Source organism: Bradyrhizobium sp. SZCCHNR1017 (assembly GCF_032381375.1).
Classification (GTDB): Bacteria; Pseudomonadota; Alphaproteobacteria; order Rhizobiales; family Xanthobacteraceae; genus Bradyrhizobium.
The window spans coordinates 298,572-325,287 of the sequence record NZ_JAUHIR010000009.1; the positions used below are offsets into that span (position 1 = coordinate 298,572).

26 protein-coding genes are annotated in these 26,716 nt (G+C 66.5%); 14 read left to right on the forward strand and 12 right to left on the reverse strand.

Annotated features, from left to right (window positions below; all coding sequences use genetic code 11):
- Positions 1-62 precede the first annotated feature (62 nt).
- The 4 genes from QW863_RS23085 to QW863_RS23100 form a co-directional block, all read right to left on the reverse strand.
- Complete coding sequence (locus tag QW863_RS23085; RefSeq protein ID WP_315714117.1) at positions 63-2,111, reverse strand: elongation factor G; 2,049 nt, start codon at positions 2,109-2,111, stop codon at positions 63-65.
- A 176-nt stretch (positions 2,112-2,287) separates the two neighbouring features.
- Positions 2,288-2,764, reverse strand: a complete 477-nt coding sequence (locus QW863_RS23090) for a DUF992 domain-containing protein (protein WP_315714116.1) — start codon at positions 2,762-2,764, stop codon at positions 2,288-2,290.
- Positions 2,765-2,961: 197 nt separating this feature from the next.
- Positions 2,962-3,486 carry a DUF992 domain-containing protein gene (locus QW863_RS23095; RefSeq protein WP_315714115.1) on the reverse strand — a complete coding sequence of 175 codons (525 nt, stop codon included), beginning with the start codon at positions 3,484-3,486 and terminating at the stop codon, positions 2,962-2,964.
- A 120-nt stretch (positions 3,487-3,606) separates the two neighbouring features.
- Complete coding sequence (locus tag QW863_RS23100; RefSeq protein ID WP_315714114.1) at positions 3,607-4,809, reverse strand: pyridoxal phosphate-dependent aminotransferase; 1,203 nt, start codon at positions 4,807-4,809, stop codon at positions 3,607-3,609.
- A 191-nt stretch (positions 4,810-5,000) separates the two neighbouring features.
- Between QW863_RS23100 and QW863_RS23105 the strand changes: the two genes are divergently transcribed.
- From QW863_RS23105 to QW863_RS23120, 4 genes are all read left to right on the forward strand, one after another.
- Entirely contained in the window at positions 5,001-6,233 is a 1,233-nt protein-coding gene (locus QW863_RS23105; RefSeq protein WP_315714113.1) for a glycosyltransferase family 87 protein, read from the forward strand.
- A 193-nt stretch (positions 6,234-6,426) separates the two neighbouring features.
- A complete protein-coding gene (locus tag QW863_RS23110) occupies positions 6,427-7,077 on the forward strand; it encodes a glutathione S-transferase family protein (protein ID WP_315714112.1) in 651 nt (216 codons plus the stop codon).
- A 513-nt stretch (positions 7,078-7,590) separates the two neighbouring features.
- A complete protein-coding gene (locus tag QW863_RS23115) occupies positions 7,591-7,785 on the forward strand; it encodes a hypothetical protein (RefSeq protein ID WP_315714111.1) in 195 nt (64 codons plus the stop codon).
- A gap of 61 nt (positions 7,786-7,846) precedes the next feature.
- Positions 7,847-8,308, forward strand: a complete 462-nt coding sequence (locus tag QW863_RS23120) for a GNAT family N-acetyltransferase (RefSeq protein ID WP_315714109.1) — start codon at positions 7,847-7,849, stop codon at positions 8,306-8,308.
- A gap of 161 nt (positions 8,309-8,469) precedes the next feature.
- On the opposite strand, the gene QW863_RS23125 is transcribed toward QW863_RS23120, so the two are convergent.
- The 4 genes from QW863_RS23125 to QW863_RS23140 all read right to left on the reverse strand — a co-directional run bounded on the left by QW863_RS23125 (position 8,470) and on the right by QW863_RS23140 (position 14,236).
- Positions 8,470-10,452 (reverse strand): AI-2E family transporter, encoded by a 1,983-nt coding sequence (locus QW863_RS23125; protein ID WP_315714108.1) that lies wholly within the window; start codon positions 10,450-10,452, stop codon positions 8,470-8,472.
- Between the two features lie 586 nt (positions 10,453-11,038).
- Positions 11,039-11,359 carry an antibiotic biosynthesis monooxygenase gene (locus QW863_RS23130; RefSeq protein ID WP_315714107.1) on the reverse strand — a complete coding sequence of 107 codons (321 nt, stop codon included), beginning with the start codon at positions 11,357-11,359 and terminating at the stop codon, positions 11,039-11,041.
- Positions 11,360-11,495: 136 nt separating this feature from the next.
- Complete coding sequence (locus QW863_RS23135; protein ID WP_315714106.1) at positions 11,496-12,719, reverse strand: DUF1501 domain-containing protein; 1,224 nt, start codon at positions 12,717-12,719, stop codon at positions 11,496-11,498.
- Positions 12,716-14,236, reverse strand: a complete 1,521-nt coding sequence (locus QW863_RS23140) for a DUF1800 family protein (RefSeq protein ID WP_315714105.1) — start codon at positions 14,234-14,236, stop codon at positions 12,716-12,718. The genes QW863_RS23135 and QW863_RS23140 overlap by 4 nt, the downstream gene beginning before the upstream one ends.
- Positions 14,237-14,376: 140 nt before the next feature.
- Here QW863_RS23140 and QW863_RS23145 point away from each other — a divergent pair, with 140 nt between their 5' ends.
- The 4 genes from QW863_RS23145 (at position 14,377) to QW863_RS23160 (ending at position 16,621) form a co-directional block, all read left to right on the forward strand.
- Positions 14,377-14,598: a cysteine-rich CWC family protein gene (locus QW863_RS23145; RefSeq protein WP_315714381.1), complete on the forward strand. Its 222-nt coding sequence runs from the start codon at positions 14,377-14,379 to the stop codon at positions 14,596-14,598.
- The gene (locus tag QW863_RS23150) at positions 14,595-15,278 is read left to right on the forward strand and encodes an HAD family phosphatase (RefSeq protein WP_315714104.1); all 684 of its coding nucleotides are present in this window, start codon (positions 14,595-14,597) and stop codon (positions 15,276-15,278) included. The genes QW863_RS23145 and QW863_RS23150 overlap by 4 nt, the downstream gene beginning before the upstream one ends.
- A gap of 347 nt (positions 15,279-15,625) precedes the next feature.
- Positions 15,626-16,123 carry a hypothetical protein gene (locus tag QW863_RS23155; protein ID WP_315714103.1) on the forward strand — a complete coding sequence of 166 codons (498 nt, stop codon included), beginning with the start codon at positions 15,626-15,628 and terminating at the stop codon, positions 16,121-16,123.
- 15 nt (positions 16,124-16,138) lie between these two features.
- A complete protein-coding gene (locus QW863_RS23160; RefSeq protein WP_315750057.1) occupies positions 16,139-16,621 on the forward strand; it encodes a hypothetical protein in 483 nt (160 codons plus the stop codon).
- Here QW863_RS23160 and QW863_RS23165 read toward each other — a convergent pair.
- Positions 16,596-17,225 carry a helix-turn-helix domain-containing protein gene (locus QW863_RS23165; protein WP_315768685.1) on the reverse strand — a complete coding sequence of 210 codons (630 nt, stop codon included), beginning with the start codon at positions 17,223-17,225 and terminating at the stop codon, positions 16,596-16,598. The two genes, QW863_RS23160 and QW863_RS23165, sit on opposite strands and share 26 nt — an antisense overlap.
- Positions 17,226-17,327: 102 nt before the next feature.
- Here QW863_RS23165 and QW863_RS23170 point away from each other — a divergent pair, with 102 nt between their 5' ends.
- Positions 17,328-18,110: a crotonase/enoyl-CoA hydratase family protein gene (locus QW863_RS23170; RefSeq protein ID WP_315768687.1), complete on the forward strand. Its 783-nt coding sequence runs from the start codon at positions 17,328-17,330 to the stop codon at positions 18,108-18,110.
- On the opposite strand, the gene QW863_RS23175 is transcribed toward QW863_RS23170, so the two are convergent.
- Genes QW863_RS23175 through QW863_RS23185 form a run of 3 tightly spaced genes read right to left on the reverse strand, consistent with a single transcriptional unit; the run spans position 18,107 to position 19,844 of the window.
- Complete coding sequence (locus QW863_RS23175; protein ID WP_315768689.1) at positions 18,107-18,802, reverse strand: glutathione S-transferase family protein; 696 nt, start codon at positions 18,800-18,802, stop codon at positions 18,107-18,109. The genes QW863_RS23170 and QW863_RS23175 overlap by 4 nt on opposite strands.
- Before the next feature lie 30 nt (positions 18,803-18,832).
- Entirely contained in the window at positions 18,833-19,072 is a 240-nt protein-coding gene (locus tag QW863_RS23180) for a hypothetical protein (protein ID WP_315750053.1), read from the reverse strand.
- 7 nt (positions 19,073-19,079) lie between these two features.
- On the reverse strand, positions 19,080-19,844 hold the full coding sequence (locus QW863_RS23185; protein ID WP_315768691.1) for a sulfite exporter TauE/SafE family protein: 765 nt from the start codon (positions 19,842-19,844) through the stop codon (positions 19,080-19,082).
- Between the two features lie 90 nt (positions 19,845-19,934).
- Between QW863_RS23185 and QW863_RS23190 the strand changes: the two genes are divergently transcribed.
- The 5 genes from QW863_RS23190 (at position 19,935) to QW863_RS23210 (ending at position 25,997) form a co-directional block, all read left to right on the forward strand.
- Positions 19,935-20,858, forward strand: coding sequence for a LysR substrate-binding domain-containing protein (locus tag QW863_RS23190; RefSeq protein WP_315768693.1), 924 nt, complete (start codon positions 19,935-19,937; stop codon positions 20,856-20,858).
- A gap of 65 nt (positions 20,859-20,923) precedes the next feature.
- Positions 20,924-21,136, forward strand: a complete 213-nt coding sequence (locus QW863_RS23195) for a hypothetical protein (RefSeq protein WP_035655128.1) — start codon at positions 20,924-20,926, stop codon at positions 21,134-21,136.
- A 201-nt stretch (positions 21,137-21,337) separates the two neighbouring features.
- Entirely contained in the window at positions 21,338-21,520 is a 183-nt protein-coding gene (locus QW863_RS23200; RefSeq protein WP_315714095.1) for a hypothetical protein, read from the forward strand.
- A 188-nt stretch (positions 21,521-21,708) separates the two neighbouring features.
- Entirely contained in the window at positions 21,709-25,062 is a 3,354-nt protein-coding gene (gene uvrB, locus QW863_RS23205; protein ID WP_315768695.1) for an excinuclease ABC subunit UvrB, read from the forward strand.
- A 146-nt stretch (positions 25,063-25,208) separates the two neighbouring features.
- Positions 25,209-25,997, forward strand: a complete 789-nt coding sequence (locus tag QW863_RS23210) for a DpnI domain-containing protein (protein WP_315768696.1) — start codon at positions 25,209-25,211, stop codon at positions 25,995-25,997.
- Positions 25,998-26,716: the final 719 nt, after the last annotated feature.

Consider the following 26,716-nt stretch of genomic DNA (forward strand, 5'->3'; position numbering starts at 1 on the left):
ATCCGGCCCGCCATCCCGAGAGAGGATGACGGGCCGGCGCTGTTCGGCGCGGAGCGTTCGGCTCAGGCGGCGTCGCGATGGGAGGCGATGATGTGGTCGGCGGCGCGGCCGGTCACCTCGGCCATGTGGTCGAATTGGCGGGTGAAGCTGCCGGCGCCGGCCGTCGCCGAACGCAATTCGACGATCAACTCGCCGATCTCCGCCTCCGGCATCATCGCCCGGACGCAGTCCCAGCCCGGCCAGCCGTCACGGGTATCGAAGGACAGGATCTGGCCGCGCCGCGCCGAGAGGATCGCATTGATCCTGGCGGTCGCCTCCGTCGGGCAGACGATCTCGACGGTGTGAATCGGCTCCAGCAGCACCGGCTGGCATTGCGGCAGCCCCTCGCCGACGCCGACCCGCGCCGCGGTGCGGAACGCGAGGTCGGACGAATCCACGCTGTGATAGGAGCCGTCGGTGAGCGTCACCTCGACGTCGATCACCGGAAAGCCCAGGGGGCCGCGGGCCATTGCGTCGACGACGCCCTCCTCCACCGCCGGGATATAGTTGCGCGGCACCGCGCCGCCGACCACCTTCTCGGCAAAGCGGAAGCCTTCGCCGCGCGGCAGCGGCCTGATGTCGAGCACCACGTCGCCGAACTGGCCGTGGCCGCCGGACTGCTTCTTGTGGCGGCCGCGCTGCGTGATCGGCTTGCGGATGGTCTCCTGGTAGCCGATCGCGGGCTGGTGCGATTTGACGTTGACGCCGAAGCGGTCGCGCAGCCGCTCCAGCGCGACGCGCAGATGCATCTCGCCCTGCCCCCACAGCACGGTGTCGTGGGTGCGCGGGTTCTGCACCATGGTCAGCGACGGATCCTCCTCGTGGAGCCGCTGCAAGGCCTGGCCGAGCTTGACGTCATCCTTGCGGTCCACGGCGGCGATCGAGAGCGCCAGCACCGGCGGGTACGCCTCCACCTTTGCCAGCGGCGGTGGTGCCGTCTTGCCGGTCGCAACCGTATCGCCGGTCTTGACCGCATCGAGCTTGCCGAGCGCCACCGTGTCCCCGGCCTGGGCGCCCGCGCGCTTGCTGTCGTAGGCGCCGGTGGCAGCCAGGATGCCGGACACGCGCGCCGCCTCGCCCGAGGCGGCATGCAGCGTCGCGCCGTCGTCGAGATGGCCGGACAGCACCCGCGTCAATGACAGCTTGCCGCCATGCTGCAGATGCAGCGTCTTGAAGACATAGCCGAGCGCCTCCTTGGTGTCCTTCACACCGAGCCGCTGCGCGGTCTCGGCGATTCCGGGCGCCTCGTGGCGCAGCGCCTTCATCAGCCGCAGCACGCCGTTCTCGCGCAACGCCGATCCGAGCAGCACCGGGCAGATCAATCCCTCGCGCAATTCGCGCGCCAGATCGTCGAACACGGCGTCGCGCGGCGGCGGGATGTCCTCCAGCAGCTGCTCCATCAGCGAATCGTCGTGATCGGCGAGCTTCTCCAGCATCGAGAAGCGCGCCTCCTTCTCGCGGTCGAGATCGCCGCCTTCGAGCGCGATCACCTCGGAGGCCTTATGCTCGCGATAGATGAAGGCGCGCTCCAGCGCGAGGTCGACGAACCCTTCGATCAATTCGCCGTTCCAGATCGGGATCTGGCGCAGCACCAGGGGCACGCGCGAGGCCGGCTGCAATGTGGCAAGCGTCTCCCTGATCCGCGCATTGGCGCGGTCGATCTTGTTGAGAAACAGGAAGCGCGGAATGCGCAGCTCCTCGAGCTCGCGCAGGATGATCTGCAATTGCGGCAGCTTCTTCTCGTCCGCCTCGCAGACCACGATGGCGGCATCGACCGCCGGCAGCGCGGCGCGCATGTCGTGGATGAATTCGATCGAGCCAGGACAGTCGAGGAAGGTGTAGCTGTCGCCCATGAAGGTCGTGGTCGCCGCCGTCATGGCGACGCTCATCTTGTGCTGACGCGCCTCCGGGCTGGCATCGCCGACGGAGGTGCCGGCGTCGACGCTGCCCGCGCGCGGGATCGCGCCGGTCCGCGCCAGGATCGCCTCCAAGAGAGTGGTTTTACCGCTTTGGAAAGGGCCCACCAGCGCGATGCACCGTGGACCTCGGGGACTTCTCAGGTCTTGTCCCATTCGCCGCCTCCTCGTTGTGGAGCTCGGCCCTTGATTGGGTCGGCAAAGCCGAATGCTCTGCCTCGGCTGCCGCTTTGGCAAGCAGGCGGCCTGCGAAAAACGTTGCTGCAGTGCGGGGGATCGCGCCGTCTTCCCGCACGATGGCGGGAAGAGCGCTGTTCACGGCAAAGGGAAGATCACCGCCCCGGGCGCAATTCGAGGCTTTGCAGCCCCGCCGAGACGCTGAGGCCGACCTGGCCCTGGACGCTGAGCGGCTGCAGCGCGATCGAGTTGGCGGAGCCGCCGACCAGCACGTTGCCGCCGACACCGACGCCGACCGCGGCCGAGCCCTGGGCGCCGGCATAGTCGCCGGAGAGATCGCCCGGCCCGAGCCGCGCGACCGGTGCATAGACCACCCAGGCCAGCAGCGATTCCTGGGTGATGCCGAGATCGAGGCCGACCTTGCGGATGGTCGCGACGTAGCGGTCCTCGGGCAGGCCGTCGGCGCGCAGCACGCAGCCGAGATGGGTCACCGAGCCGACGATGAAGCCGACACTGGCGCCGCCGCGGCATTCGAGGACACCGACCCGCACGCGATCTTGCGCCTGGGCAGCGCCGGTGCCGGTGCAGAGGACGACCGCAGCGGCGAGCCCGGCGAGGATGGTCGAGCGCATGAATAAAACTCCGGCTGAAATGAACGTGTGATGCAGACCCGTCGATCGGACGCACGATCACAGGGCACCACGTCTATGCCACAAGCCTTACAGTCGCACCAGATTCGGCGCGCCGTCGGCACGAGCCGGCGCGCCGACGCAGGCAGCGATTGCGACGCGTTCGCCTGAACGTGTCCGAGTCTCTCCGATCGAGCGCCTCAGCGATAGAAACGCGAGAAGTAGGACGATGAACGGCTCGGGCTCGGGTGGATCGGCAGCAGCGGCACCAGCTCGACCTCGGTGATTCCGGCAGCGAGGTTCAAGCCGGTCTGCCCCTGCAGGCTGATCGGCTGCAGCGCCGCGGCGCGATCGGTGTCGCGCACCAGGAAGCTGCCGCCGAAGCCGACCAGAGCGGCAGCGTTGGCGGACAATCCGCCATAGCGCCCGCGCAGCTCGCTGCGGCCGAAATCGTTGACCGGTGCGCTGACCGCCCACGCCATCCTGGTCACATCCGTCAGGCCGAGATCGAGGCCGTAACGCCGGACCTTGGCGACATAGCGCTCCGGCTGGCGGCCCTGACTGCGAAACACGCAGCGCAGGCGGGACTGGGACATCACGAGCCTGCCGGAGGTCTTTCGTCCCTCGCATTCGAGCACGCCGGCGCGCATCGGCCGCCCCTGATGGGCCTGCGCGAGCGGCACGATCATCACCATCAACGCGATCGACAGCAGAAGCAGCCGCATCGAACTCCAACCCTACGCCACCAGACTTGTCGGCCGACAAAAGAAAGGCGCCATGTTCAAAACATGGCGCCTTTCGGCCTGGAAATTGGCTTCTGGTGTTTCGAGAAGGATGTTGCCCGATTACCTCAGATTGCCGCAGAAGCGCTGGATTCGCTTGCAGGCGTCCTCGAGGTCGGAGGTCTTGGTCGCGTAGGAGATGCGGAAGGCCGGGCCGAGGCCGAAGGCCGAGCCCTGCACCACGGCGACGCCCTCCGTCTCCAGCAGCTCGGTGACGAAGGCCTCGTCATTGTCGATCACCTTGCCCGACGGCGCGGTCTTGCCGATCGTCCCGGCGCAGGACGGATAGACGTAGAACGCGCCTTCCGGCCGCGGGCATTCGATGCCATTCGCCTGGTTCAGCATCGACACCACGAGGTCGCGGCGCTCCTTGAACACCTTGTTGTTGGCCGGGATGAAGTCCTGCGGACCGTTCAGGGCCTCCACCGCCGCCCATTGCGCGATCGAGCACGGGTTCGAGGTCGACTGCGACTGGATCGTCGCCATCGCCTTGATCAGGTGCGCCGGACCGCCGGCATAGCCGATGCGCCAGCCGGTCATGCAATAGGCCTTGGAGACGCCGTTCACGGTCAGCGTGCGGTCGAACAGCGAGGGCTCGACCTGCGCCGGCGTGGTGAACACGAAGTCGTCATAGACGAGGTGCTCGTACATGTCGTCGGTCATGATCCAGACATGCGGATGCTTGACCAGCACCTCGGTGAGCGCCTTCAGCTCGGCCTTGGTGTAGGCCGCGCCGGTCGGGTTCGACGGCGAGCACAGGATCAGCCACTTGGTCTTCGGCGTGATCGCCTTCTCCAGCGCCTCCGGCTGCAGCTTGAAGCCGTGGGCGGCGGTGCAGACCACCGGCACCGGCTCGCCGCCGGCGAGCGCGACCATCTCGGGATAGCTGACCCAGTACGGCGCCGGGATGATCACCTGGTCGCCGGGATTGATGGTCGCCATCAGCGCATTGTACAGCACCTGCTTGCCGCCGACGCCGACGATCACCTGGTTCGGCTTATAGGTGAGGCCGTTCTCGCGCTGGAACTTGCCGATGATGGCTTCCTTCAGCTCGGGGATGCCGTCGACCGCGGTATACTTGGTCTTGCCGTCCTGGATCGCCTTGATCGCGGCCTGCTTGATGTTGTCGGGCGTATCGAAATCCGGCTCGCCGGCGCCGAGGCCGATGACGTTGCGGCCCGCCGCTTTGAGGACGCGCGCTTTATCCGTGACCGCGATGGTCGCGGACGGCTTCACACGGTCGAGCGCAGCGGCGAGAAAGGACATCATCAGCTCCTATGCAGGCGTCGTGGATCACCCCCTCGGGGCCACGACCAGTCATGTCAGGGAAACGCCCATTTGTAGGGCCCCCAGCGCTGCATCGCAAGAAGCTTGGGCACATGGCTCCCAAGACTTTAGAGAACGTTAAAGCCGCCCCGTTAGCGTGGACCGACGATTATCCAGAGTCTCAGGCCGAAATGACCACTATCGGGTACGCCCTGCGATCCGGCGACTGGCTGACGGCCACGCGGATCAAGTCCTACAGCTGGATTCTGCTCGCGGTCACGATCGCGGCAATCGCCGGCTGGATCGCGCTGTCCGATGGCCTGGTCGACCGCAACGGCAAGCCGATCGGCACCGACTTCTCCAATGTCTATGCGGCAGGCGTGCTGACCCTTCAGGGCAAGGCGGCCGATGCCTATGATCCGCCGCTGCAGCATGCGACGGAAAAGGCCGTATTCGACGGCCGCGACGTGCCGTTCTTCGGCTGGCACTACCCGCCCTTCTTCTTCGCGATCGCCGCCATCACCGCCCTGCTGCCCTATGCCGGAGGGCTCGCGCTCTGGGTCGTGTCGAGCCTGCTCGCATACCTCGCGGTCATGCGCGCAATCCTGCCGCGTTCCGGGACCCTGCTGGTCGCGACCGCCTTTCCCGCCGTGTTCGTCAACATCGGTCACGGCCAGAACGCGTTTTTCACCGCGGCGCTGCTCGGCGGCGCGCTGTTGCTGATGGAGCGCGGCCGGCCGTGGGCGGCCGGCTTCCTGATCGGCCTGCTCGCCTACAAGCCGCAATTCGGCGTGCTCATTCCCGTGGCGCTGCTCGCAGGCACGCGCTGGCCGACGATTGCTGCGGCAGCCGCCACGGTGGCCGCGCTGGTCGCGATCAGCTTCGCCGCGCTCGGCAGCGACGTCTGGCACGCTTTCTTCCAGTCGATGACCTTCACACAGAGCGTCGTGCTTGAGCAAGGCGGCACCGGCTGGGAGAAGATCCAGTCGGTGTTCTCGGCCGCGCGTCATTGGGGCGCCGATATCAGGTCCGCCTATGCGCTGCAGAGCCTGCTGGCGCTGTCGCTCGCGGCCGGACTTGCATGGCTGTGGCAGAGCGAGGCCGCGTTCGATCTCAAGGCTTCGGCACTGGCGAGCGCGAGCCTGCTGGCGACGCCCTACGTGCTCGACTACGACCTCGTCGTCGTCGCGGTCGCGATCATCTTCTTCGTCCGGCACGGCCTCGCGAACGGCTTTCGCGACTACGAGCTCAGCGTGCTCGCGGCCGCCTGGATCGTGCCGCTACTCTCGCGCAGCGTCGCCGGGCTGACGACGATACCGTTGGGCCTCATCGTTCTGATGGCCCTGTTCACGCTGACCCTGCGCCGCGCTCTCACCGATCGCGCCGTCGAGATCGGTGGACACGCACGCATCGCGCAGGCGTGATCTCGATTGTTTGAATCTATTGGAAAGTTGTTATTCGAGAGTGCAGTGCAGTAGCGCATTTCGACTTTTTCCATCCGCCGGCTCTTGCAGCCTGCGCCCATCGGCATCATTGTCTGGCCGCATTGCGGGACGATCTGGCGTCTGGATGTGCGATGCGTCCAACCTTTGATTCCTCGAACTCGAAATCGGCCGGATGTACAAGCTCTATTCGATGCAGCGGTCAGGCAACAGCTACAAGGTCCGCCTTGCGCTCGCGCTTCTGAACGCGCCCTATCAGGCGATCGAGATCGACATCCTGCGCGGCGAGAGCCGCACGCCGGATTTTCTCGCCAAGAATCCCAGCGGCCAGGTGCCGCTGCTGGAGGTCGGCGAGGACCGCTTCATCGCCGAATCGAACGCGATCCTCTGGTATGTCGCCGGCGGCACGCCGCTGGTGCCGGAGCAGCGCATCGAGCGCGCCGAAGCGCTGCAGTGGATGTTCTTCGAGCAGCATGCGCTGGAGCCGAACATCGGCGCCGCCTATTTCTGGCTGCTGCTGGTCAAGGGCGGGCGCGACCTGCAGACACATGCGCTCGAGGACTGGATGGAGCGCGGCTACGCCGCGCTCCAGGTGATGGAGAATCATCTCAAGAGCAACGACTACTTTGCCGCGAAGCAGCTGACGGTCGCAGACATCGCGCTCTACGGCTACACCCACGTCGCCGATCGCTGCGACTTCGATCTGTCGACCTTCCCGAAGATCCGCAACTGGCTGCGCCGCGTCGAACAGACACCCGGTTTCGTCGCGATGGATTGGCAGCCGGCACTGATCGATTCAGCCGGCATCGCCGCCGACTACGGGTGAGGCATTCACCGTAAAACTACTGGCTGTCCGTAGAACAGCGGGGAAAATACACGCATCGGCGGGAACAAACACCGCCAGCGCCATGTTCCTGCCTTTTTTTCCGATTTGCCGCCGCAATCCTGCCCAGCGCGACCTTAGAATTTACCTCTGCGAGTGATTCGCTCGCGGATGTATGGGTAAGGGATTTCGACTTCATGTCCGGGTGGCGTCTTGCTTCCGTTCCGAGGTTCAGTTGGGTCCGCGGCCATGCGTCGCCGCAGGAGTCGAACCACCGTAGAGGGCTCCGTACGCCCGTCAGCGGCTTTCACGACCACGCAACGCTCACCCTTTCGCCCAGCCTGACCACCGCCGTGGTCGCAACGATCGCGGCCAGCACGCTCTCGTTGGGTGTCAGCGTCACCATCGCGGTGGTGTCGATCCGCGCCGTCTTGTCGATGCCCGCTTAACAGGAAGCCATTTTGACAACCCTTCGCGGTTTTCGCGACAACAGGCGATGATTGTCTCGCGCACAAAATGGCGATGAAATCAACGGTCGTAATCGTTGCCGTGACCCTGGCACTCGCGATCCTGCTGGCGGCGTCACTGCTGATCCTGATCGAGCGGCGGGGCGAGCTCTCGCTCTCGCCGCTGACCGAGGAAGATCGGTCCGTCTATGTCGAGCTGGTACGGCCGCCCGCCGCCGAACCGGTGCAGCCCGTCCCGGATTGATCGCCAACGCGGCTGCGCGTATCGAAGGTCCGTCGAGATTCAAACGGACGGCGAAGCCTTCATGCACGAAGCACTCACTGTGCGCGCCATCGCGCGCGACGACCATGATCGCTGGCTGCCGCTCTGGGACGGCTACAATGCCTTCTACGGCCGTTCGGGGCCGACGGCGCTGCCGGCCGAGGTGACCGCGATGACATGGTCGCGCTTCTTCGATGCCGACGAGCCGGTCCATGCCCTGGTCGCCGAGAGCGGTGGCGAGTTGATCGGCCTGGCGCACTACCTGTTTCATCGCGCCACCACCACGATCGGGCCGCTCTGCTATCTCAACGACCTGTTCACGAGCGAGGCCGCCCGCGGCAAGGGCGTCGGACGGGCGCTGATCGAGGCGGTCTACCGCGAAGCGCGTCAGGCCGGTGCGCCGCGGGTCTATTGGCAGACGCACGAGACCAACACCACGGCACAGGCGCTCTACGACAAGATCGCCGAGCGCTCGGGCTTCATCGTCTACCGCAAGGCGCTGTGAACGGGTGGTGTCACGCCGCCGTCACGGGGCAGGCCTACGCTCCATCGAGCGCCTGATCATCCCCCGTCACCGGTCACGCGTTTCAGCGGTCCCCGTCAGTCGCCGTCTCTGACCGGGGCCGCATTTTTTTGTCTGGCCTTGGTCGTTGGACGTGGCGCGTCTCACGCCACGTTGGTCGTCGTGTTCTGCTGCTTCAATGGGACCTGCTGAGAAGCCTTCGCCTGCGCGACTTCGACGCACATTCTGACAGCCTCACCCATGCTCGCCGCGACCAGATCGGCCTTGGTGGCTTCCTGCAGCACGTTCGCGGCCTCCTGATCGACGTCGGCCGCGCAGCAGACCAACATCACTCTTGCCTTGGGGAGTCGTCGCTTCAAGCGACGAACGGAGTAGCGCATATGTGCAACGCCGGAATTGCCGATATAGATCAGGCAGGCAATCGCAACACCTGCGGGCTCGAGCTTGATGACGTTCGCCGTCGAGAGCGCCTCCGCTCCTGAGACCTTCGCGCCCAACCCGTGCACCGACGACAGTTGCGCGAGAATCACCGCCGCCGCTTCGTCGATCGGGGTTCGCCCGGCCACGCACAGGACCGGCTGCTCGCTCCGCCATCCTTCGGCGAGATTGTCCTTGCTGAGGATGGGTATCGTGTCGATTGCCCCACTGCTGGCCGAGCTGTCGACGGCCGATGCAGCTTCCGGATCGCTGGTGGTCTCGCGTTTCGCCAGCGGACCATCATTTTGATCGGAAAGATCGGCGGTCAACTCGGCGACGGCGTCACGGATCGTTGCAAGGCGATCATAGGCGAGCGCCCCTCGGTCGGCGTCGGCTTGGGCCAATTGCAGTCCCTTCACCGCGACCTCGTCGCAATAGGCAATCAACGAGCGCTCCTTCAAGAACTCCTCTGCCTTCTCGGCCGCTTCCGTCGGATCGTTCGCAAGCATGCGCTGGTAGAAGATCTCGGGAGGAGACAGCGCTGGACGATCACCGAACATGACGTCGAGGAACTCCAGGCGCTCCACATGTCGTCCGATGACGACTAGGCAGACCGTCAGCGGCGTCGCGAGCACCAACCCGATTGGGCCCCACAGCGCGGTCCAGAACGCGGCTGAAACGACCACCGCCACGGGGGACAGGCCCGTGCTGCGCCCATAGACCATCGGTTCGATGACGTGGCCGAGCAACGGCTCGACCACGAGAAACAGGGCCAAGGTCCAAATCAGCATCGACCAGCCAGGGTCGACCGCTGCCGCCAGAGCAAGCGGAAACGCCGCGGCGATGACGGCGCCGATATAGGGCACGAACCGAAGCGCTGCGGCGAGGATCCCCCAAAGGAGGGCGCTGGGGATGCCGATGAACCACAAGCCGACGCCGATCACGACGCCGAATCCGCCGTTCAGGGCGAGCTGGGTGAGGAACAGCCGGCTGAGCCTGTAAGCCGCATCATCGAGCGCCGCCGTGGTGCGCTGCAGGTCGGATGAGCCCGCAAGGCGAATGAGCCGATTCCGCAGGTCCTCGCGTTGAAGCAATATGAAGATCACGAAGATGATGATGATGCCGGTCGTCGCCAGCGGATGAATGAGCGGCGAAATCAGCGTGCGGAGACTGTCTAGCGCTCCGGGATCGGGCTGCCGGACCTCCACCGGGATCGGGGTCACAGGGACTGAGGAATTCGTTCGCAGTCCGCTCGGCGGCCGAGCCGCTTCCGGCTCATTCGGTTTGTCGAGTTCCTTGCCCAGATCCTTGAGCATGTCCGATGCACGCTCGAGCGTCCCTCTGCCGGCTTTGGTGTCGCGGAACGACTGGATCTTGTTGCTCATCGTCGATTGATAGTTCGGCAGCTCACTGGCAAGCTGGGTGAGCTGGGTGGCGAGCAGGCTGCCCAGTGTAAAGATCACGACGAATGCGAGAACGACCACGCTGACGACGGCCAGTCCGCGCGGGGCACGAAGCCGCTGCAGTTGCGCGACCAATGGCGCCAATACGAAGCTGAGCAGGATGGCCAGGGCCACGGGGACCAGGATATCGCGACCGAAATACAGCAGCGCGATGATGATGACCGCAAAAATGGCGACGGCCAGCGCGCTGATCAGCCCGAGAACTTCCTCTGGGGTGCGGACCTTGAGCGGCTGTCTGATGATCATCGAATCTCTCTCCGAACGAGGAAGGGCGGCGCGCGTCGCTCAAGGGGTCAGGCTGTCAACGTCGACGAAGGTGGCGCGTTGCAACGGAGGGAAGCTTCTGACGATGTCGCCGGCGCCGGTGGTCATATGCCGGAAGGTTCGTCCTCGATCCGAGCAACCATCCGGGCCTTCGCTAGAACAGAACGACCGAGGGCGCTGGCTGGCGCTGCCCGCCCTGCCGGACATTCGGCTTCCTGTTTCAGACACGCGATAACAGCCTCGTGAGGCTCCAGTTCCCGAGAGCGCCTGAGTTCGCATGCGCGTCTGCCGACGGCGACGACTGGTCAGCGTCGGCACACCGTCGCATCTCCGCGACTCAGCCGGAGCTTCACTGGGGCGTCGTCCTTGTTGATGTCAGCAGGTTCGGCGGTACGGCTTGCCCGGCGAGGCCCGGCGCGAGCAGCTTCCGAGGGCGCACGACCGGCGACCGTCCGGGTCCTGTCGGCCGCCGTGTCGTTCAGCGCAAATCAAGCGTCCGCTCGGCCGTGCTCAGCCAAGACGGGCCGCGGAGACGGATCTCGTCTGAATGGTGGACTCTGTCCTTGTCCTACGTCTTGCTGCCCACCGTTTGGCGGACCTCGAACCCCTCGAACTGCGGCGGGCCGAGATAGTGCACCTTGGTGTCGCCGGCCCGATGGTGCGCGGCGCGGAAGGCTTCGGACCTGGTCCAGTCCTCGAACGCAGCTTTCGACGCCCAGATCGTGTGCGAGGCATACAGCGTATGGTCCTCCGCTTCCGGTCCCTTCAACAAGTGAAACTCGACGAAGCCCGGCACCTTGTCGAGATGGCTGTCGCGCGACAGCCAGACCTGCTCGAAAGCGGCCTCCGAGCCCTTGGCGACGCGAAAACGATTCATGGCGATGAACATGCTGATCTCCTGAGGGGTGAATGCCGCAGGTCGAGGAGTAGCAGACTTCGCGGTGCAATGCGCCAGCGGCGGTGGCCGCTGATGCCGCGATGTGGAATGCTTCAGAGCCCCGATCAGGACAGGGCGCGAGCGAGCCCTAGGCCACGAGCCCCTTGATCGGCTTCACGGCCGCGCTGTCCGGAAACACCGCGCCGCCGAGCGCGTGCTCGCCGATGCCGAGATGATCGGCGAGTACGCCCTTGAACACCGCGCGCAGATCCGTCGTCGGCGCAAGATCGCGTCCCTGGTAGAGGCTCGCCATCTTCAGCGTCGGCCAGTCGGCGATCACCCGCCCGCCCTTCACCGCGCCGCCGGCGAGCAGCGCAATCGTCCCGGTGCCATGATCGGTCCCCTGGGTGCCGTTGATCTTCGCCGTGCGCCCGAACTCGGTTGCGACCACCACGACCGTATCCCGCCAGCGCGGGCCAAGACCGCTCTCGAACTCGGCGAGCGCGCCGTCGAGGCCCGACAGGAGCTGCGCCAGCCGGCCGATTGCGCCGCCTTCATTGGCATGCGTATCCCAGCCGTCGAAGGCCAGCGCCGCGATGCGCGGACCATCATCCGCCGCGATCAGCTTCGCCGCGCCGCGCGCGACCTGGCGCATCGCCGCGATCTGGTTGCCGCCCGGCTTGGGCTTCATGTCGTCACCGAACGCGACCTTCTCGAGCTTCAGCCCTTGCGACAGCGCAGCCGCCAATGCGGGATCGCGATGCGCATAGAGGTCGACCAGCCGCGTCGCGGTGTCGTCATCGGCCTGCGGCAAGGTTACCGGCGCCCAGCCGACGGTGGGCGCTGCGCCGCGCAGCACCAGCGGTGCCGTCGGACCGACCGCGAGCGCGCCCGTGACGCGGGGGCCGCGCGGCAGCGCCTCGACTGCGCGGTTCAGCCAGCCCGATTGCACGCGGCCGGGACCGGCGAAGCCGCTTTCGAGCACGTCCTGGCCATCGAAATGCGAGCGCTCGCGATATGGTGTCGCGACCGCGTGAACCACGGCAGCCTGCTTGTCACGATACATGCGCGCGAATTCCGGCATCGACGGATGCAGCGCAAAGAACGAGTCGAGCGGCAGCGCCGGAGTTGGTCCCGTCGTCGTCAGCGCGATCGCGCCATGCAGTCCGGCGTAGTCGGGATCGCCGACCGGCGCGACGGTGGCGAGACCATCGAGCGCGCCGCGCAGGATTACGACGATCAGCCGCGGATCGCGCTGGTCGGCGGCGCGGGCGAATTTCGGCAAATAGCCCCACGCGGCGAATGACGCGCCTGCCAGCAGCAAGTGGCGTCGCGAGGTCGACAGCGAGGTCGCGATCCGGTCCATCGTCATCTCCTCTGGAATTCCGGCGACATCAGCAGCAGCGCCAGCGCCTGCTGGCGCGACTCCGCGCGCTCGATGGTGCGGCGTGTCTCAGTCGACGCAGCATCGCCGGCGACGAGCTCGAGCAGCTCGCGCGGATCGAGATTGTTGCCTAGTCGGCCGCCGAGCTGCGACGAGATGTCCAGCCGCAGCTTCATGCCCTCCGGCGCGGCCCACACCGCATTGGTATCAGCGAATCCGTTTGGTCCCGCGGGCGTCCACAACGGCTGGCCCAGCGTGTTCAGGGAAGTGAGATAGAAGCCGGGATCCTCCGGCACGCGCGCCAGCAGCCGGCCGCCGGCGACCAGGAACTCATAGGGCGAGCGGATCTTGGTGAGCGGCGCCGACCAGGCATCGTCGGAGTCCACCAGCGCCAAGGTCAGCGCCTTGAGGTCGCCATCGCTCCTCCTGAACACGGCTTCGAGTCGCGCGACGAGCGCGGGCGGCGGATCGTCGGCAATGAAATGGCGTGCGAGCTTGGCGGCGATGAACTTCGCGGTCGACGGATGCCGCGCGATGTCCGCCAGCGCAGCTTCGCCCTGGGCGAGGCCATCATCCGCATAGACCTTGCCGAGCAACGTCTGCGGCCCCGGCTGATGCGCATTGGCATTGAACACGAAGCTGCCGGGCGCCGCGTTGCGGGCGTTGCGGCCGGCGAAGCTCCAGCCGGTGATGATGCGCGCCAGCGAGGTCACGTCCTCCTGGCTGTAGCCGCCGCCGACACCCAGCGTGTGCAGCTCCATGATCTCGCGCGCGAGATTCTCGTTGAGGCCGCGCTTGCGGTTCTGGCCGGCACGTGAGTCCGGTCCGAGCGATTCCTGGTTGTCGAGAAAGAACAGCATCGCCGGATGCTGCTCGACCGCCTTCAGCATGTCGACGAAGCGCCCGAGCACGTGCGGCCGGATCGCCTCGCGCTCGAACGCACCGGCCCACATCCGCGCCAACTCGCCCTTGCCGGCGGAGATGCAGAAATGATTCGACCAGAACGCCACCAGCCGCTCGGTGAAGCCGCAGTCGGCGAGCACCGCGCGCTGCAGCCGCGCCAGCGCTTCGGCACGGAACGTCTTCTGGACGACGTTGGGCGGCTGCTGGGCTTGCGCGGGCTTTGCCGGCGCTCCCTGCATCGCGGGTGCGGGGTCGGCACCGGCCGCTGGGGCCGCCGAGGGCGTTGCGGCCATGGCTTTGTCCGCGCCGTTCGTGGACAGGCCGCGCGTGGGGCTGGACTGCTCCTGCGGCGCAGCCTCCGACTTCGCGGCCTCGCGGGCCCGCTTGACCTCGTCCTGATAGGCGAAGACGGCAGCGGCGAGTGCTGCCGTCGGCTGCAGACCCGGGGCCTCCAGCAGCGCTCCATCGGGACGGCCGAGCTCGGCCTTGACGAAGCCGCGCGGGTCCGACGCCGCATTGACGAGATCGCCCGAGGCACCGCCACGCGCGCCGAAGCCGAAGCGATTCAATGCGACAAGAGCCGCTCGAGCATCACGCGCCATGCCACATCCTCGAGCCCGTCATCGCGGGAGCTCCCGAAACGCTGTGTTGCCGCGGCCGCAGACTGCGATGGCGCGGCAGATTGTCACGCACTATACTTGCCCCGGCAGATGAACCGGACATGAAAAGGGGCTGGTCGGACGTGGTTCCGAAGGTGACAAATCGTTTAGCGGACATGACCGCGCGGCAACTCATCTGCGAGTCGTGCGGCACGGCGTTCAGCTGCGATCCGGGCGGCTCCTGCTGGTGCTTCGACGAGACCGTGCGCCTGCCGCTGCCCAAGACCGGACAAAGCAATTTCAAGGACTGCCTGTGCGCCAACTGCCTCAAGAGACTGGCGGGCAAACCGGAGCCGGGCTCGTGACGCGCTGGCACGTCGAAGCCGTCCTGCTCGACATGGATGGCACGCTGCTCGACACCGAGAAGGTCTATCTCGAAGCTGCGATCGCGGCGCTGAATGCGCTCGGCTACAGCGATGGCGTCGTCGAGCTCTGTCACGCGATGATCGGCATTCCCGGACCCGACAACGAGCAGACCCTGCGCGACCATTTCGGCGACGATTTTCCGCTGGCCGAAGTCAACCGCCTGTTCGCGGCCAAGACGGTCGAGATCCTGCAGGCGGGCATGCCGCTGAAGCCCGGCGTCATCGCGCTGCTCGATGCGATCGACGCGGTCGGCCTGCCCAAGGCGGTCGTCACCTCGTCCTCGCGCCGCACGGCCGCGGAGCATCTCCGCCTCGCCCGCATCGATCACCGCTTCGATGCGGTCCTGACACGCGACGACGTGGCCCGCGCCAAACCGCATCCGGACCTCTATCTGCTCGCCGCGGAACGGCTGCGGACGCACGCGCCGGCCTGCGTCGCGATCGAGGATTCCAATCCCGGCGTCGCCTCGGCGCACGCCGCCGGCGCGATCACCCTGATGGTGCCGGACATCGTGCCGCCGAACGATCATTCGCGGGCGAATGCGGCGGCCGTGCTGCCGGATCTCGATGCCGCCATCGCGCTGCTCGCGCGCCGTTCGGTGTTGCCCGTCAGGACGTGACGTCACCTCGGCAGGCCGTGAATCGCCGTGCAGCCTTCTCATGAGCCATTTTCTTCAAACGCGGCCGAACACGGTCACGATAGGTTCACGTCGTTGCGCGCCGTCCGCAGTCCTATCGGATGCATTAACCCGCACGCACTACTTTGCTGGGCGTTGGCGGATGGGCTCATTTCATGTTGCGATTCATTGGCGCCGCGGGTGCGGCATTTTTGGCTGCGTTCGCAGGTGTGAGTTGGGCGGCCAGGGGATTTCCGCTTCCGGATGGACCGTGGCGGGGCATGATGCGGACAGCTTCGATTGAAACGGTCTCGAACCTTGCTGCGCCGGCGCCGGGGGGCGTGGCTGTCGTGGCTCCCCTATCCCCCACGGTCGACATGACCTTCGGCGGCCCGGAGGCAAAGGAGTTCGACCGCAAGGCGTGGCTCGCGCAGCACACCTCGCAGAGCGACAAGAATCCCAAGCTCGACGCGTTGCGGATGGACGCGTTGCAGGCCGCCACGGCCTACAAGCTGTCGCCGTGCGACAAGACCATGAAGCAGAACCTGGTGGACGCACTGACGGCCTACACCCGCGCCTATGTTGCCAAGCTGGATTGCAAGCGGCAGTTCTGGGGCGCAAAGATCTGCACCGACAAATCGCTCCAGGAGGCGGCCGACAGCGTCGGCACGCCGCTCGATCAGCGCGTGAAGGAGGCGTTGTTCGAAGCCTTCGAGGAGAAGGGGATCACCAAGGCGGACTTTCCGGCCGATGTGCGCGAGGAGGTCCCGCAATTCGCCGGACCCGCTTTCTGGTCCGACGAGTCGGCGGTGTGCCGGACGCGGCAGGCGCAACGGGACCGGCGATAGCAAACGAGCGCTGCCATGAACCGGCTGATCTTCATCATTGCGGCCATCGTCGTCTGGCAGGTTGGCGGACGCCTGTTCCTGACCGAAGCGCCGACCGCGGCGGCGTTTCCGCCCGTCACCGGCGCGGAGTTTCAGGACCACGAGAAATACACCGAGGACGCCCGGCGTTCGCAGCGCGAAGACGCGCTGAAGTCGCTCGACCTCGCCTGGAGCGACCGCTGCGGCGCCAAGCGCGACAGCTTCATCAGCGGCCTCAACCACTACTACTATCACCGGCAGAACCAGAACGAGCGCTATCCCGAGACCTATGGTCCGGCCGGCGCCGCCTATATCGCCGGCGTATGGACCACCGCCGAGGATCGAAGGATCGAACGGCTCACCCAGGAAGCCTACGCCGCCGGCTACATCAAGCCATCCGATTTCGACGGCATGGCGAGCCGGATGGTCGCGACGATCGTTCGCGGCGAGCAGGTCAGGGGACGCGGCTGCGCCGGCTGACGGTGCTGCGGGAAGCATATCGCCTTCCCTTTGGCAGCGCCGCTGCGACCAGCGTCCGTGCCGCCGCGCCCGCGGTTTCCATGTAGCTGGCGTCCCGATGCAGCAGCACGACCGCGAACGCGCCGTCGAGCAGCAACAGCATCTGCCGCGCGAGCCCGCCTGCTTCGGCAATTCCCTGCTCCTCGAAGACCGCCTGCAGCCAGGCCTCGAACTTCTTCTTGTGGGCGGCGCCGATCCTGATCGCGGGATGGCCGGGCAGATTGGCGAGCTCCGCGGTGGTGCGCAGGAAGCCGCAGCCGCGCCATTTCGGATGTCGCGCAGCGCGCGCGAGCTGGTTGAAGATCCCGGCGATCTTGTCGGGCAGCCCGCCCTCGGTCTCGTCGAACCAGCGCTTGAACAGCGTCAGGTTCGGCTGGTCGCGCGCGGCAAGATAGGCCGCGACCAGATCGTCCTTGCTGCGGAAATGATAGTACAGCGTCTTCTTGGTGACCCCCGCCTTCTCCGCCACCGCGTCGACGCTGACGGCGCGGATGCCCTCGGCATAGAACAGCCTGCTCGCGGCGGCGATGATGCGGGCGGGCGTGGGATCGGAGGATCGGGGCATGGCGGCGCTCGGTCTCGGTCAATGTATACTGACCAGTGAATATACCTTAGCTGCCGCGACGCCTAGTCTTCGCCTGCTCCAACCGCCAGCCTGCGAGACGCCATGACCGACCTCCTCCTGCTCGACATCTCCGACCGCATCGCCGTGATCACGCTGAACCGGCCGCAGCGGCTGAACGCGCTCAGCTACGCGCTGATCGATCGATTGATGGGCGCGCTCGACCGCATCGAGACCGATGCCGGCGTCAGGGCCGTGATCCTCACCGGTGCGGGACAACGCGCCTTCTCGGCCGGCGCCGACATCGACGAATTCACCGCAAGCGTCCGCCAGGGGCGCGCTGCCGCGCTGCGCGACTTCGTCCGGCGCGGCCAGGCGATGACGGCGCGGCTGGAGGCGTTCCGCAAGCCGGTCATCGCCGCCGTCAACGGGCTCGCCTTCGGCGGCGGCTGCGAGATCACCGAGGCCGTGCATCTTGCGGTCGCGAGCGAGCGCGCCAGCTTCGCCAAGCCCGAGATCAGGCTCGGCATGCCGCCGACCTTCGGCGGCACGCAACGGCTGCCGCGGCTGGTCGGCCGCAAGCGCGGACTCGAACTGCTGCTGACCGGCGATTCTTTCCCGGCGCCGCGCGCGCTGGAGATCGGCCTCGTGAACGCCGTCGTGCCGCATGACGAGCTGTTGCCGGCGGCGCGCGCGCTGGCCCAGCGCATCATCCGCCACGGGCCGGACACCGTCGCCGGCATCATCACCGCCGCGACGCGCGGGCTCAACATGGCGATCGGCGAAGGGCTGCAGGTCGAGAGTGAACAGTTCGCGAGCCTCGTCGGCAGCCGCGATCTCGCGGACGGGCTGGCGGCCTGGCGCGAGCGCCGGCCGCCGCGTTGCTAGACCGGATGGCCCGGCGACTTGCGCGCCAGCCCGTCGAATGCATCGAGCAGCCGCTCGCGCCAGGCATGGACGCTGTCGTTCTCCTCGAGCAGCCGGAACGGGCTCACCACGCGCGCCCATTGGAAGCCGCCGAACACGATGTAGTCGGCATAGTCGGGCGCGTCGCCGCCGATGAAGGCCTGCGTCTTCAGGGTCTGCCGCAGCGGCTCCAGCGATCTGCGGAAGCCGATGACCGCCTGGTCGCGCGAGGCCATGACCTCTTCGAGGCTCTTGCCGAACCGCGCCTCGCGCGACTTGCGGAAATAGTCGGCATCCTCGGCGGCGAGGTTCTTCGGAATGTCGGCGATGATCAGCGGAAAGATGCCGCCGACGATGGCGATATCGCCCCAGGCATTGAGGAAGCGCGCCATCGCGCGGCCGCCGGCGCCGCCGAACAGCGAGGGCCGATCCGGATAGGTGTCCTCGAGGTAGTTGGCGATCGCCCAGGAATCGGCCACCGCGCGGTCGCCGTCGAGCATGACCGGCACCTTCTCCGATCCATGCGGCGCGATCGCGCTCTTCTCGGTGAAGCGCCACGGAATCGTATCAGCGCTCAGCCCCTTGTGCGCCAGCGCCATCCGCGTGCGCCAGCAAAAGGGGCTGAACGGGCGGCCCGCATCGGTCCCGACGAGTTCATACAGCTTCACGGCCATTCCCGGTCCTTCCTCCAAGTCCGGACCGTTCTAGCGCACGACGCGGCCGTTGTCGCGCAGCAGCCGCGCACCGGCATCGGTGACGATGATGAAGAGGCCGGCGCCCGCGATCGCCTCGCGCGTGACATAGCCCAGATCGGCGGCGTCCTCCCACACCGTCAGCCGCGGGCAGCTCGTCCGCCAGGTCGCGACCACTTCGGCATGGCTGCGCGGCGCGCGCGCGACCCATTCGACGAAGTCCAGCACCAGGGGGTCTGCCGATCCGGCCATGCTCGCCTCACTCTGCCGCCGCCGAGCTCTGCGCGGCCAGCAGCAGCCAGCCGCCATAGAGGATGTAGTAGCTCGCCACCGCCGTGATGATGCGGTTGGCCCAGGTGCGGAACTGCTGCTCGCTCATCGCCTCGAGCAGCCGCCGCGCCAGGCTCGTGCCGAGCATCGACGCTCCGACGGCGACGAGCGCGAGCACCGGATCGAGGCTCGCGGCCTGATCGATGATGCCGCCGAAATAGATCAGCTTGGTGAGGTGGCTCGCGACCTGACACGTCGCCTTGGTGGCGACGATCGAGCGGCGGTCGAACCGCGCGCCGAGAAAGAACGTGTCGAGCAGCGGCCCCGACACGCCGGTCATCAGCATCAGCCCCATGCAGATCGTGCCGTAGATCGCGCCCTGCCAGACGCTGTCTGGATCGGGCTTGAGGCCGGCCGGCATCAGCCGCGCCATGAACGGGGTGACGCCGAGCAGCAAGAGCGCCGCCGGCTTGTCCGGTACGTAGCGCACCAGCGCCCACAGGCCGAGCGCCAGCGCGCAGCCGACGAGATACACCGCGACCGGCCGCCAGCGGATGTGCCGGCGCCACAGCACCGCACGCCAGCCATTGGACGCCATCTGCGTCGCCGCGTGCAGCACCATCGCCGCCGGCAGCGGCATGATCGCCAGCAGCACGCCGATCAGGATCAGCCCGCCCGCCATGCCAAACAGGCCCGACAGGAACGCCGTCGCCACCATCAGCAATCCGAGCGCTGCAATCAGGGCGGGTGTCATGGCTGATCTCCTCGCCATGCAATTTGTCGCACTGGCGATATCCGCACAAACCGAGTTATCTTGCCCTCCATCAGTTTTCCTGAGGGCGCGATGAGACGGCTGCTGTTCCTCAACGGCATCAAGGCGTTCGAGGCGGCGGCGCGCACCGGCAGCTTCGCCGCGGCAGGCAGCGAGCTCAACGTCTCCGCGGCCGCGATCAGCCGCATGGTCAACCTGCTCGAGCAGCGGCTGGGCGTCGTGCTGTTCGAGCGCAAGGCCAACCGCCTGGCGCTCACCGCCGCCGGCCGCGCCTATCAGAGCGGACTGACGCCGATCTTCGATGCGCTGTCGAGCCTGACCGCGCAGATCATGGCGCCGTCATCGATGCGGGTGCTGACGCTCGGCGTCGGGCCGACGTTCGCGATGAAATGGCTGATCCCGCGTCTGGCCGATTTCAGCACCGAGCAGCCGGACATCGAGGTCCGCATCACCACCGGCGGGGCGGCGGTGCCGTTCGGCGACGACTGGAGCTGCGGCATCAAGCTCGGCCACGGCGCCTGGCCGGGCCTCGTCGCCGAGCCGCTGTTCGCCGCGGATCTCGTGCCGGTGTGCACGCCGCGGCTCGCCGCGACCTTGAAGAAGCCTGCCGATCTCAAGGGCTCGAGCCTGCTGCGGGTGTCGCATGCCGCCGAGGACTGGGCGTTGTGGCTGAAGGCCGCGGGCATCACGCGCGTCAGCGCGCGCGGCACCGAGTTCCAGTACTATGGACATGCGCTGCAGGCTGCGATCGACGGGCTCGGCGTCGCCATGGGCATCCGTCCCTATATCGACGACGACCTCGCGGCGGGACGCCTGGTTGCACCGTTCGCATTGACCGTCCCAAAAGGCGAGCGCTGGTATCTTGTCTACCGCCATTTCCAGGCCGGCCAACGTGATTTCGCCGCGTTCCGACGCTGGATCATGCGCGCGGCGTCACAGCCCGCGACCCGGAATTCCCAGCGCAGGGACGCCATCAAAAAAGACGCTGACGTGTGAACCTGTTCACAAATGCCCGGACCAATTCATGCTGTCGTTGCCGTTCGGGACATCAGGACTGCGCAATGACGTATTTGTACGAGGACTTCGCCATCGAGCCGTTCGAAGCAGGACGCGGCTTGTGGCACGCGCGGATCCGCCGCGCGGACATGACCCCGGTGGTGATCAATGGCGTTTCGTTCCCCTCGCTCGAAGTCGGCTTCGCCTGGTCCGATGCGGACATGGCGATTGCCGACGCGAAAAGCCATATCGACCGCTTTCGCAAGCGGTGGCGCTGACACCTGCAGACCGAATCGCAGCACTTTGAAGCACGCGACGGAGGATATCGACCGACCCCCGGGAAAAGACGGATAGCGCGACGTGGAACAATCTCCGAGAGTGAAGTCCCCGAGAGTCCCCCCGCGCGGCCAGACGGTTCCAAGCCAACATCAAACGCCAATTCGAAATGCCGAGTGTATTCGTAATGCGGACTGCAATTCATGGCTGAGCCTGCCGTCAAACACCTCGCTTTTTCGGTGCGTACGCGATGCCCGGACTGCGATGCGGAGCTGAGCGTCCTGAGCGTCATCAACGGCCGCGGCGGTTCCGAGTACTGGGCCCTGCAATGCGTCGCCTGCCACGGCGTGCATCTCGACATCGTCGAGCAGCCGACGCGGCATTGAACGGCAGCGTGGCGTCGCGGCAACGCCATCGCGCGCGTCATGGCTCGCGAGTCGCCCGCTGATCTCGTGTGGCCTTTCGGGAGCACGTGCGTCTCGATGCCTGCTGCTGCCACCATGCTGTCAGCAAGGCTGGTGCGCGGCGCCCGATCACTCTTTCAAGTCGGCGCCATCCGTCCCATATTCGGGCCATGGCGAAGACCCCCGACACTCCCAAGAAGCCAGGCCGAACCCCGAAATCGAAAGCGCACCGGCCCGACGTGCAGCCGATCGCGCCCGCGCTCGCCGAGCTGCTCAATCCCGCCATCAACCGGGGCGAGAGCGGCATCGGTTCCTCAACGGGACTGAAGCCGCCGCCGGACAATTCCTGGGACCGCCGCAGCGGCGGCGAGGCCGCCGCGCACCGCGCGCGGGCGTCGACGCGCGGCAAGAGCGCTGAGGTTGCGGCCCGCGACACGTCCGATCGCCCGATCCCGCTGCGGCCAAATCCGCAGCCGGTGGGTGGACGTTCATCGTCAAACAACGATCCGTCGCATGGCCCGCCCCCACCCAACCCTCCCCCGCACGCGGGGGAGGGCTCCAGGCGGCAGGCGCCGCGTGCCGGCGCCAGCGATGATGCCGAGACTGCGCCGCTAGCGTCCCCTCCCCCGCGTGCGGGGGAGGGCCAGGGTGGGGGCCTCCCTCCGCAGCATCACCCCCTCGGGGCGGATGACGCCGCCTCAGCCTCCGGACTCGCCGAAGCGCCGCAAGCCAATTACGGCACCGCCGCCACCATCCCGACGCTCGATCCGGAACTGGCGCGGCAGCTCGGCCTGCCCACCGCCGAGGACGACGAGGAGGCGCTCGCCCGGCCACCGCGCAACAAGATGGAGGCGCTCGGCGTCAAGGCCACGGCGGAAGCGCTGGAGTCGCTGATCCGCGAGGGCCGTCCCGAGTTCCGCAAGGACGACGGCTCGCTCAAAGTGTGGACGCCGCACCGGCCGCCGCGCCCCGAGAAGTCCGAAGGCGGCGTCCGCTTCGAGATCAAGTCGGCCTATGAGCCGAAGGGCGACCAGCCGCAGGCGATCAAGGAGCTGGTCGAGGGCATCGCGCGCAACGACCGCACCCAGGTGCTGCTCGGCGTCACCGGCTCCGGCAAGACCTACACCATGGCGAAGGTGATCGAGGCGACGCAGCGCCCGGCCATCATCCTGGCGCCGAACAAGACGCTCGCCGCGCAGCTCTATGGCGAGTTCAAGAGCTTCTTCCCCGACAACGCGGTCGAGTATTTCGTCTCCTATTACGACTACTACCAGCCCGAGGCCTACGTCCCCAGGACCGACACCTATATCGAGAAGGACTCCTCGATCAACGAGCAGATCGACCGGATGCGCCACGCCGCGACGCGCGCGCTCCTGGAGCGCGACGACGTCATCATCGTCGCCTCGGTGTCGTGCATCTACGGTATCGGCTCGGTCGAGACCTACACCGCGATGACCTTCGCGCTGAAGAAGGGCGAGCGCATCGACCAGCGCCAGCTCATCGCCGACCTCGTCGCTTTGCAATACAAGCGCACCCAACACGATTTCACCCGCGGCACCTTTCGCGTGCGGGGCGACGTCATCGACATCTTCCCAGCGCACTATGAGGACCGCGCCTGGCGCGTGAACCTGTTCGGCGACACCGTGGAGAACATCGAGGAGTTCGATCCGCTCACCGGCCACAAGCAGGACGAACTGGAGTTCATCAAGGTCTACGCCAATTCGCACTATGTAACGCCGCGCCCGACTTTGGTGCAGGCGATGAAGTCGATCAAATCCGAGTTGAAGATGCGGCTCGACCAGCTGCATGCGCAGGGCCGCCTGCTCGAGGCGCAGCGGCTGGAGCAGCGCACCACCTTCGATCTGGAGATGATGGAGGCGACCGGCAGTTGCGCCGGCATCGAGAACTACTCGCGCTATCTCACCGGCCGGCTGCCCGGCGAGCCGCCGCCGACCTTGTTCGAATACGTCCCCGACAATGCGCTGGTGTTCGCCGACGAGAGCCACGTCACGGTGCCGCAGATCGGCGGCATGTTCCGCGGCGACTTCCGCCGCAAGGCGACCTTGGCCGAATACGGCTTCCGCCTGCCCTCCTGCATGGACAACCGTCCGCTGCGCTTCGAGGAGTGGGACATGATGCGGCCGCAGACGGTGGCGGTGTCGGCGACCCCCGGCGGCTGGGAGCTCAACGAGGCCGGCGGCGTGTTCGTCGAGCAGGTCATCCGCCCGACCGGGCTTATTGATCCCCCCGTCGACATTCGCCCCGCCCGCACCCAGGTCGACGATCTCCTCGGCGAGGTCCGCGCCACCGCGCAGGCCGGCTATCGTTCGCTGATCACGGTGCTGACCAAGCGCATGGCCGAGGACCTCACCGAATATCTGCACGAGCAGGGCATCCGCGTCCGCTACATGCATTCGGACATCGACACCATCGAGCGCATCGAGATCATCCGTGACTTGCGCCTCGGCGCGTTCGACGCGCTGGTCGGCATCAACCTGCTGCGCGAGGGCCTCGACATTCCCGAATGCGCGCTGGTCGCGATCCTCGACGCCGACAAGGAAGGTTTTCTGCGCAGCGAGACGTCGCTGATCCAGACCATCGGCCGCGCCGCGCGCAACGTCGACGGCAAGGTGATCCTCTACGCCGATCAGATGACCGGCTCGATGGAGCGCGCCATCGCCGAGACCAACCGCCGCCGCGAGAAGCAGGTCGAGTACAACACGGCCCACGGCATCACGCCGGAGAGCGTCAAGAAGTCGATCGGCGACATCCTCAACTCGGTCTACGAGCGCGACCACGTGCTGATCGAGACCGGCGGCGGCACCACCACCGACGACGTCATCTCGATCGGCCACAATTTCGAGGCCGTGCTGGCCGACCTCGAAACCCGCATGCGCGAGGCCGCCGCCGATTTGAACTTCGAGGAGGCCGCGCGCCTCCGCGACGAGGTCAAGCGCCTCCGCGCCACCGAGCTTGCCGTGGTCGACGACCCCACCGCCAAGCAGCGCACCGTGCAGAGCAAGGCGGGCAGCTACGCCGGCGCCAAGAAATACGGCGACGCCGCCAATCTCCCGACCACGGCGATGAAGGGCCGTGGCGCTGCGGCACGCGCTGGCGGCTCCTCTTCACCCTCCCCTGGAGGGGGAGGGTCGGCCGCCAAAGGCGGCCGGGGTGGGGTGAAGCCCCGCGCCCCGCTCGCGCCGTCCCTCGACGACATCATCAGCGGCGGCTCGCGCCGCGAGGACGGTGCCTCTCCCCATTCTTCACGGGGAGAGGGTCGCGGTGAGGGGCGCCCCACGGGGACTCCCTCCACCTCCAAGGTCCACAAGCCGCATCTCGACGAGATGCACGGCCCGGAGTCCCTGCCCTACCGCCCCAACGCCAAGCTGCCGCCAAAGCCCTTCGGCAGCAGCAGCAAGATCATCCAGCCCACCAACTCCCGCGAGTCCGGCCCGGAGTTCGGTCCGGCGCCACGCTCGACGGGTGGCGCGCCGGGAAAGCGCGGCGGGTGGAAGAAGCGGTGAGGTGTAAACCTTCTCGCCGCCTCATTGCGAGGAGCGACAACGACGAAGCAATCCAGTCCATGCACTTGGCCTGATCTGGATTGCTTCGCTTCGCCGCTTCGCTCGCAATGACCTCCGGCCCCGCGATCTCGACTGGAAAACAAATCATGTTGAGCTACTCTGCTCACATGAAACTCGGCTTCGAAGAACCCCAGACGGCCTACACCAGCGGCGCGCAGAAGGCGCGGGCGTGGACCGAGGCGTGGGTTGGCTCGCAAGCCTATTGTCCGAACTGCGGCCAGTCGAACATGACGCAGTTTCCCAACAACAGCCCGCTGGCGGATTTTCTCTGTAAAGCCTGCAGCGAAGAATTCGAGCTGAAGAGCCAGAAGAAGGCATTCGGCGCCAAGGTCGCCGACGGCGCCTATGGGACGAAGTGCGAGCGGCTGGCCGCCAGCAACAATCCCAATCTCCTGCTGATGAACTATGACCGTGACACCCGGTCGGTCATCAACCTCTTCGTCGTGCCGAAGCATTTCTTTGTTCGCGACATCATCGAGCAGCGCAAGCCGCTCGCGGCGACCGCGCGCCGTGCAGGGTGGGTCGGCTCGAACATTCTTCTCGATCGCGTTCCCGAGTCGGGCAAGATTCACATCGTCCGGAATCGCGTCGTCCGCGCGAAGGAGGTCGTGCTGCAGGAGTGGAGCAGGACGCTCTTCCTCCGCAAGGAATCCCTGGATGCACGCGGATGGCTGATCGAGGTCTTGAAATGCGTCGAGTCGCTCGGCAAGCCGGAATTCACGCTCGACGATGTCTACGCTTTCGACCGCCATCTCAGCCTGCTCTATCCCGGCAACCAGAACGTTCGGCCGAAAATCCGCCAGCAGCTCCAGTTCCTGCGCGATCAGGGATTCCTGGAGTTCGTAGCGCGCGGCCGCTATCGTTTGAAGACATGAGGTCCGGCAATGGCCTGGTTCTTGAACTTCTATCGCTGTGAACGTTGCGCGCAGGCCTGGAGCGATGAATGGTCGTGCATGTGCGACGACGAGTGTCCTCATTGCGGCGCCCGCGACATGTCTCCATCCCGGAGCGAGGACCTGACAGAGCTGATCCTGAGCAACGAGGATTGCTTCGTCGTCTTGCGCTCGCCTGATGACGCAGAGGACCAGCCTGCCTATGAAGAGCTCGGGCGGTTTTCGAGCCGAGCCAAGGCGGAGGAATTTCTTGCTGCGTCCGCTCCCGGTTAGGCCGGCCATCGAGGACGACGATCATCTACTTTGCGACGCGCATAGCCCTCAACCAGTTGCTCGTCATGCCACCAGATAGCCTGCCCGACAACGGGAGAGGGGTTGCGCATGTTCCGAAAAATAAAAAAAGCTTGCGATTTATCGGAAATCATGATTATCTCCCCGCATCCCGCCTCACCGCAGAGGGGCGTAGCGCGCGATCGTCACGACACGCGAGGCGGGGATGCGATGGCCGCGAGAGATCGCAGCGTCTTCTCACGAAGGCGCGGACGAACGATCGCTTGCGGACGTGAAGTCGCAGCGTCCTGATACCCCGACGCTGGTATCACGCGCTGATGCGCAAGCGTCATGCGCAATGGTGGCCAACAAGCCCGGCGCACCAGGGAGACTGCGTATAAGCGTGAAGACCGTCGCGCAGGGAATGCCGG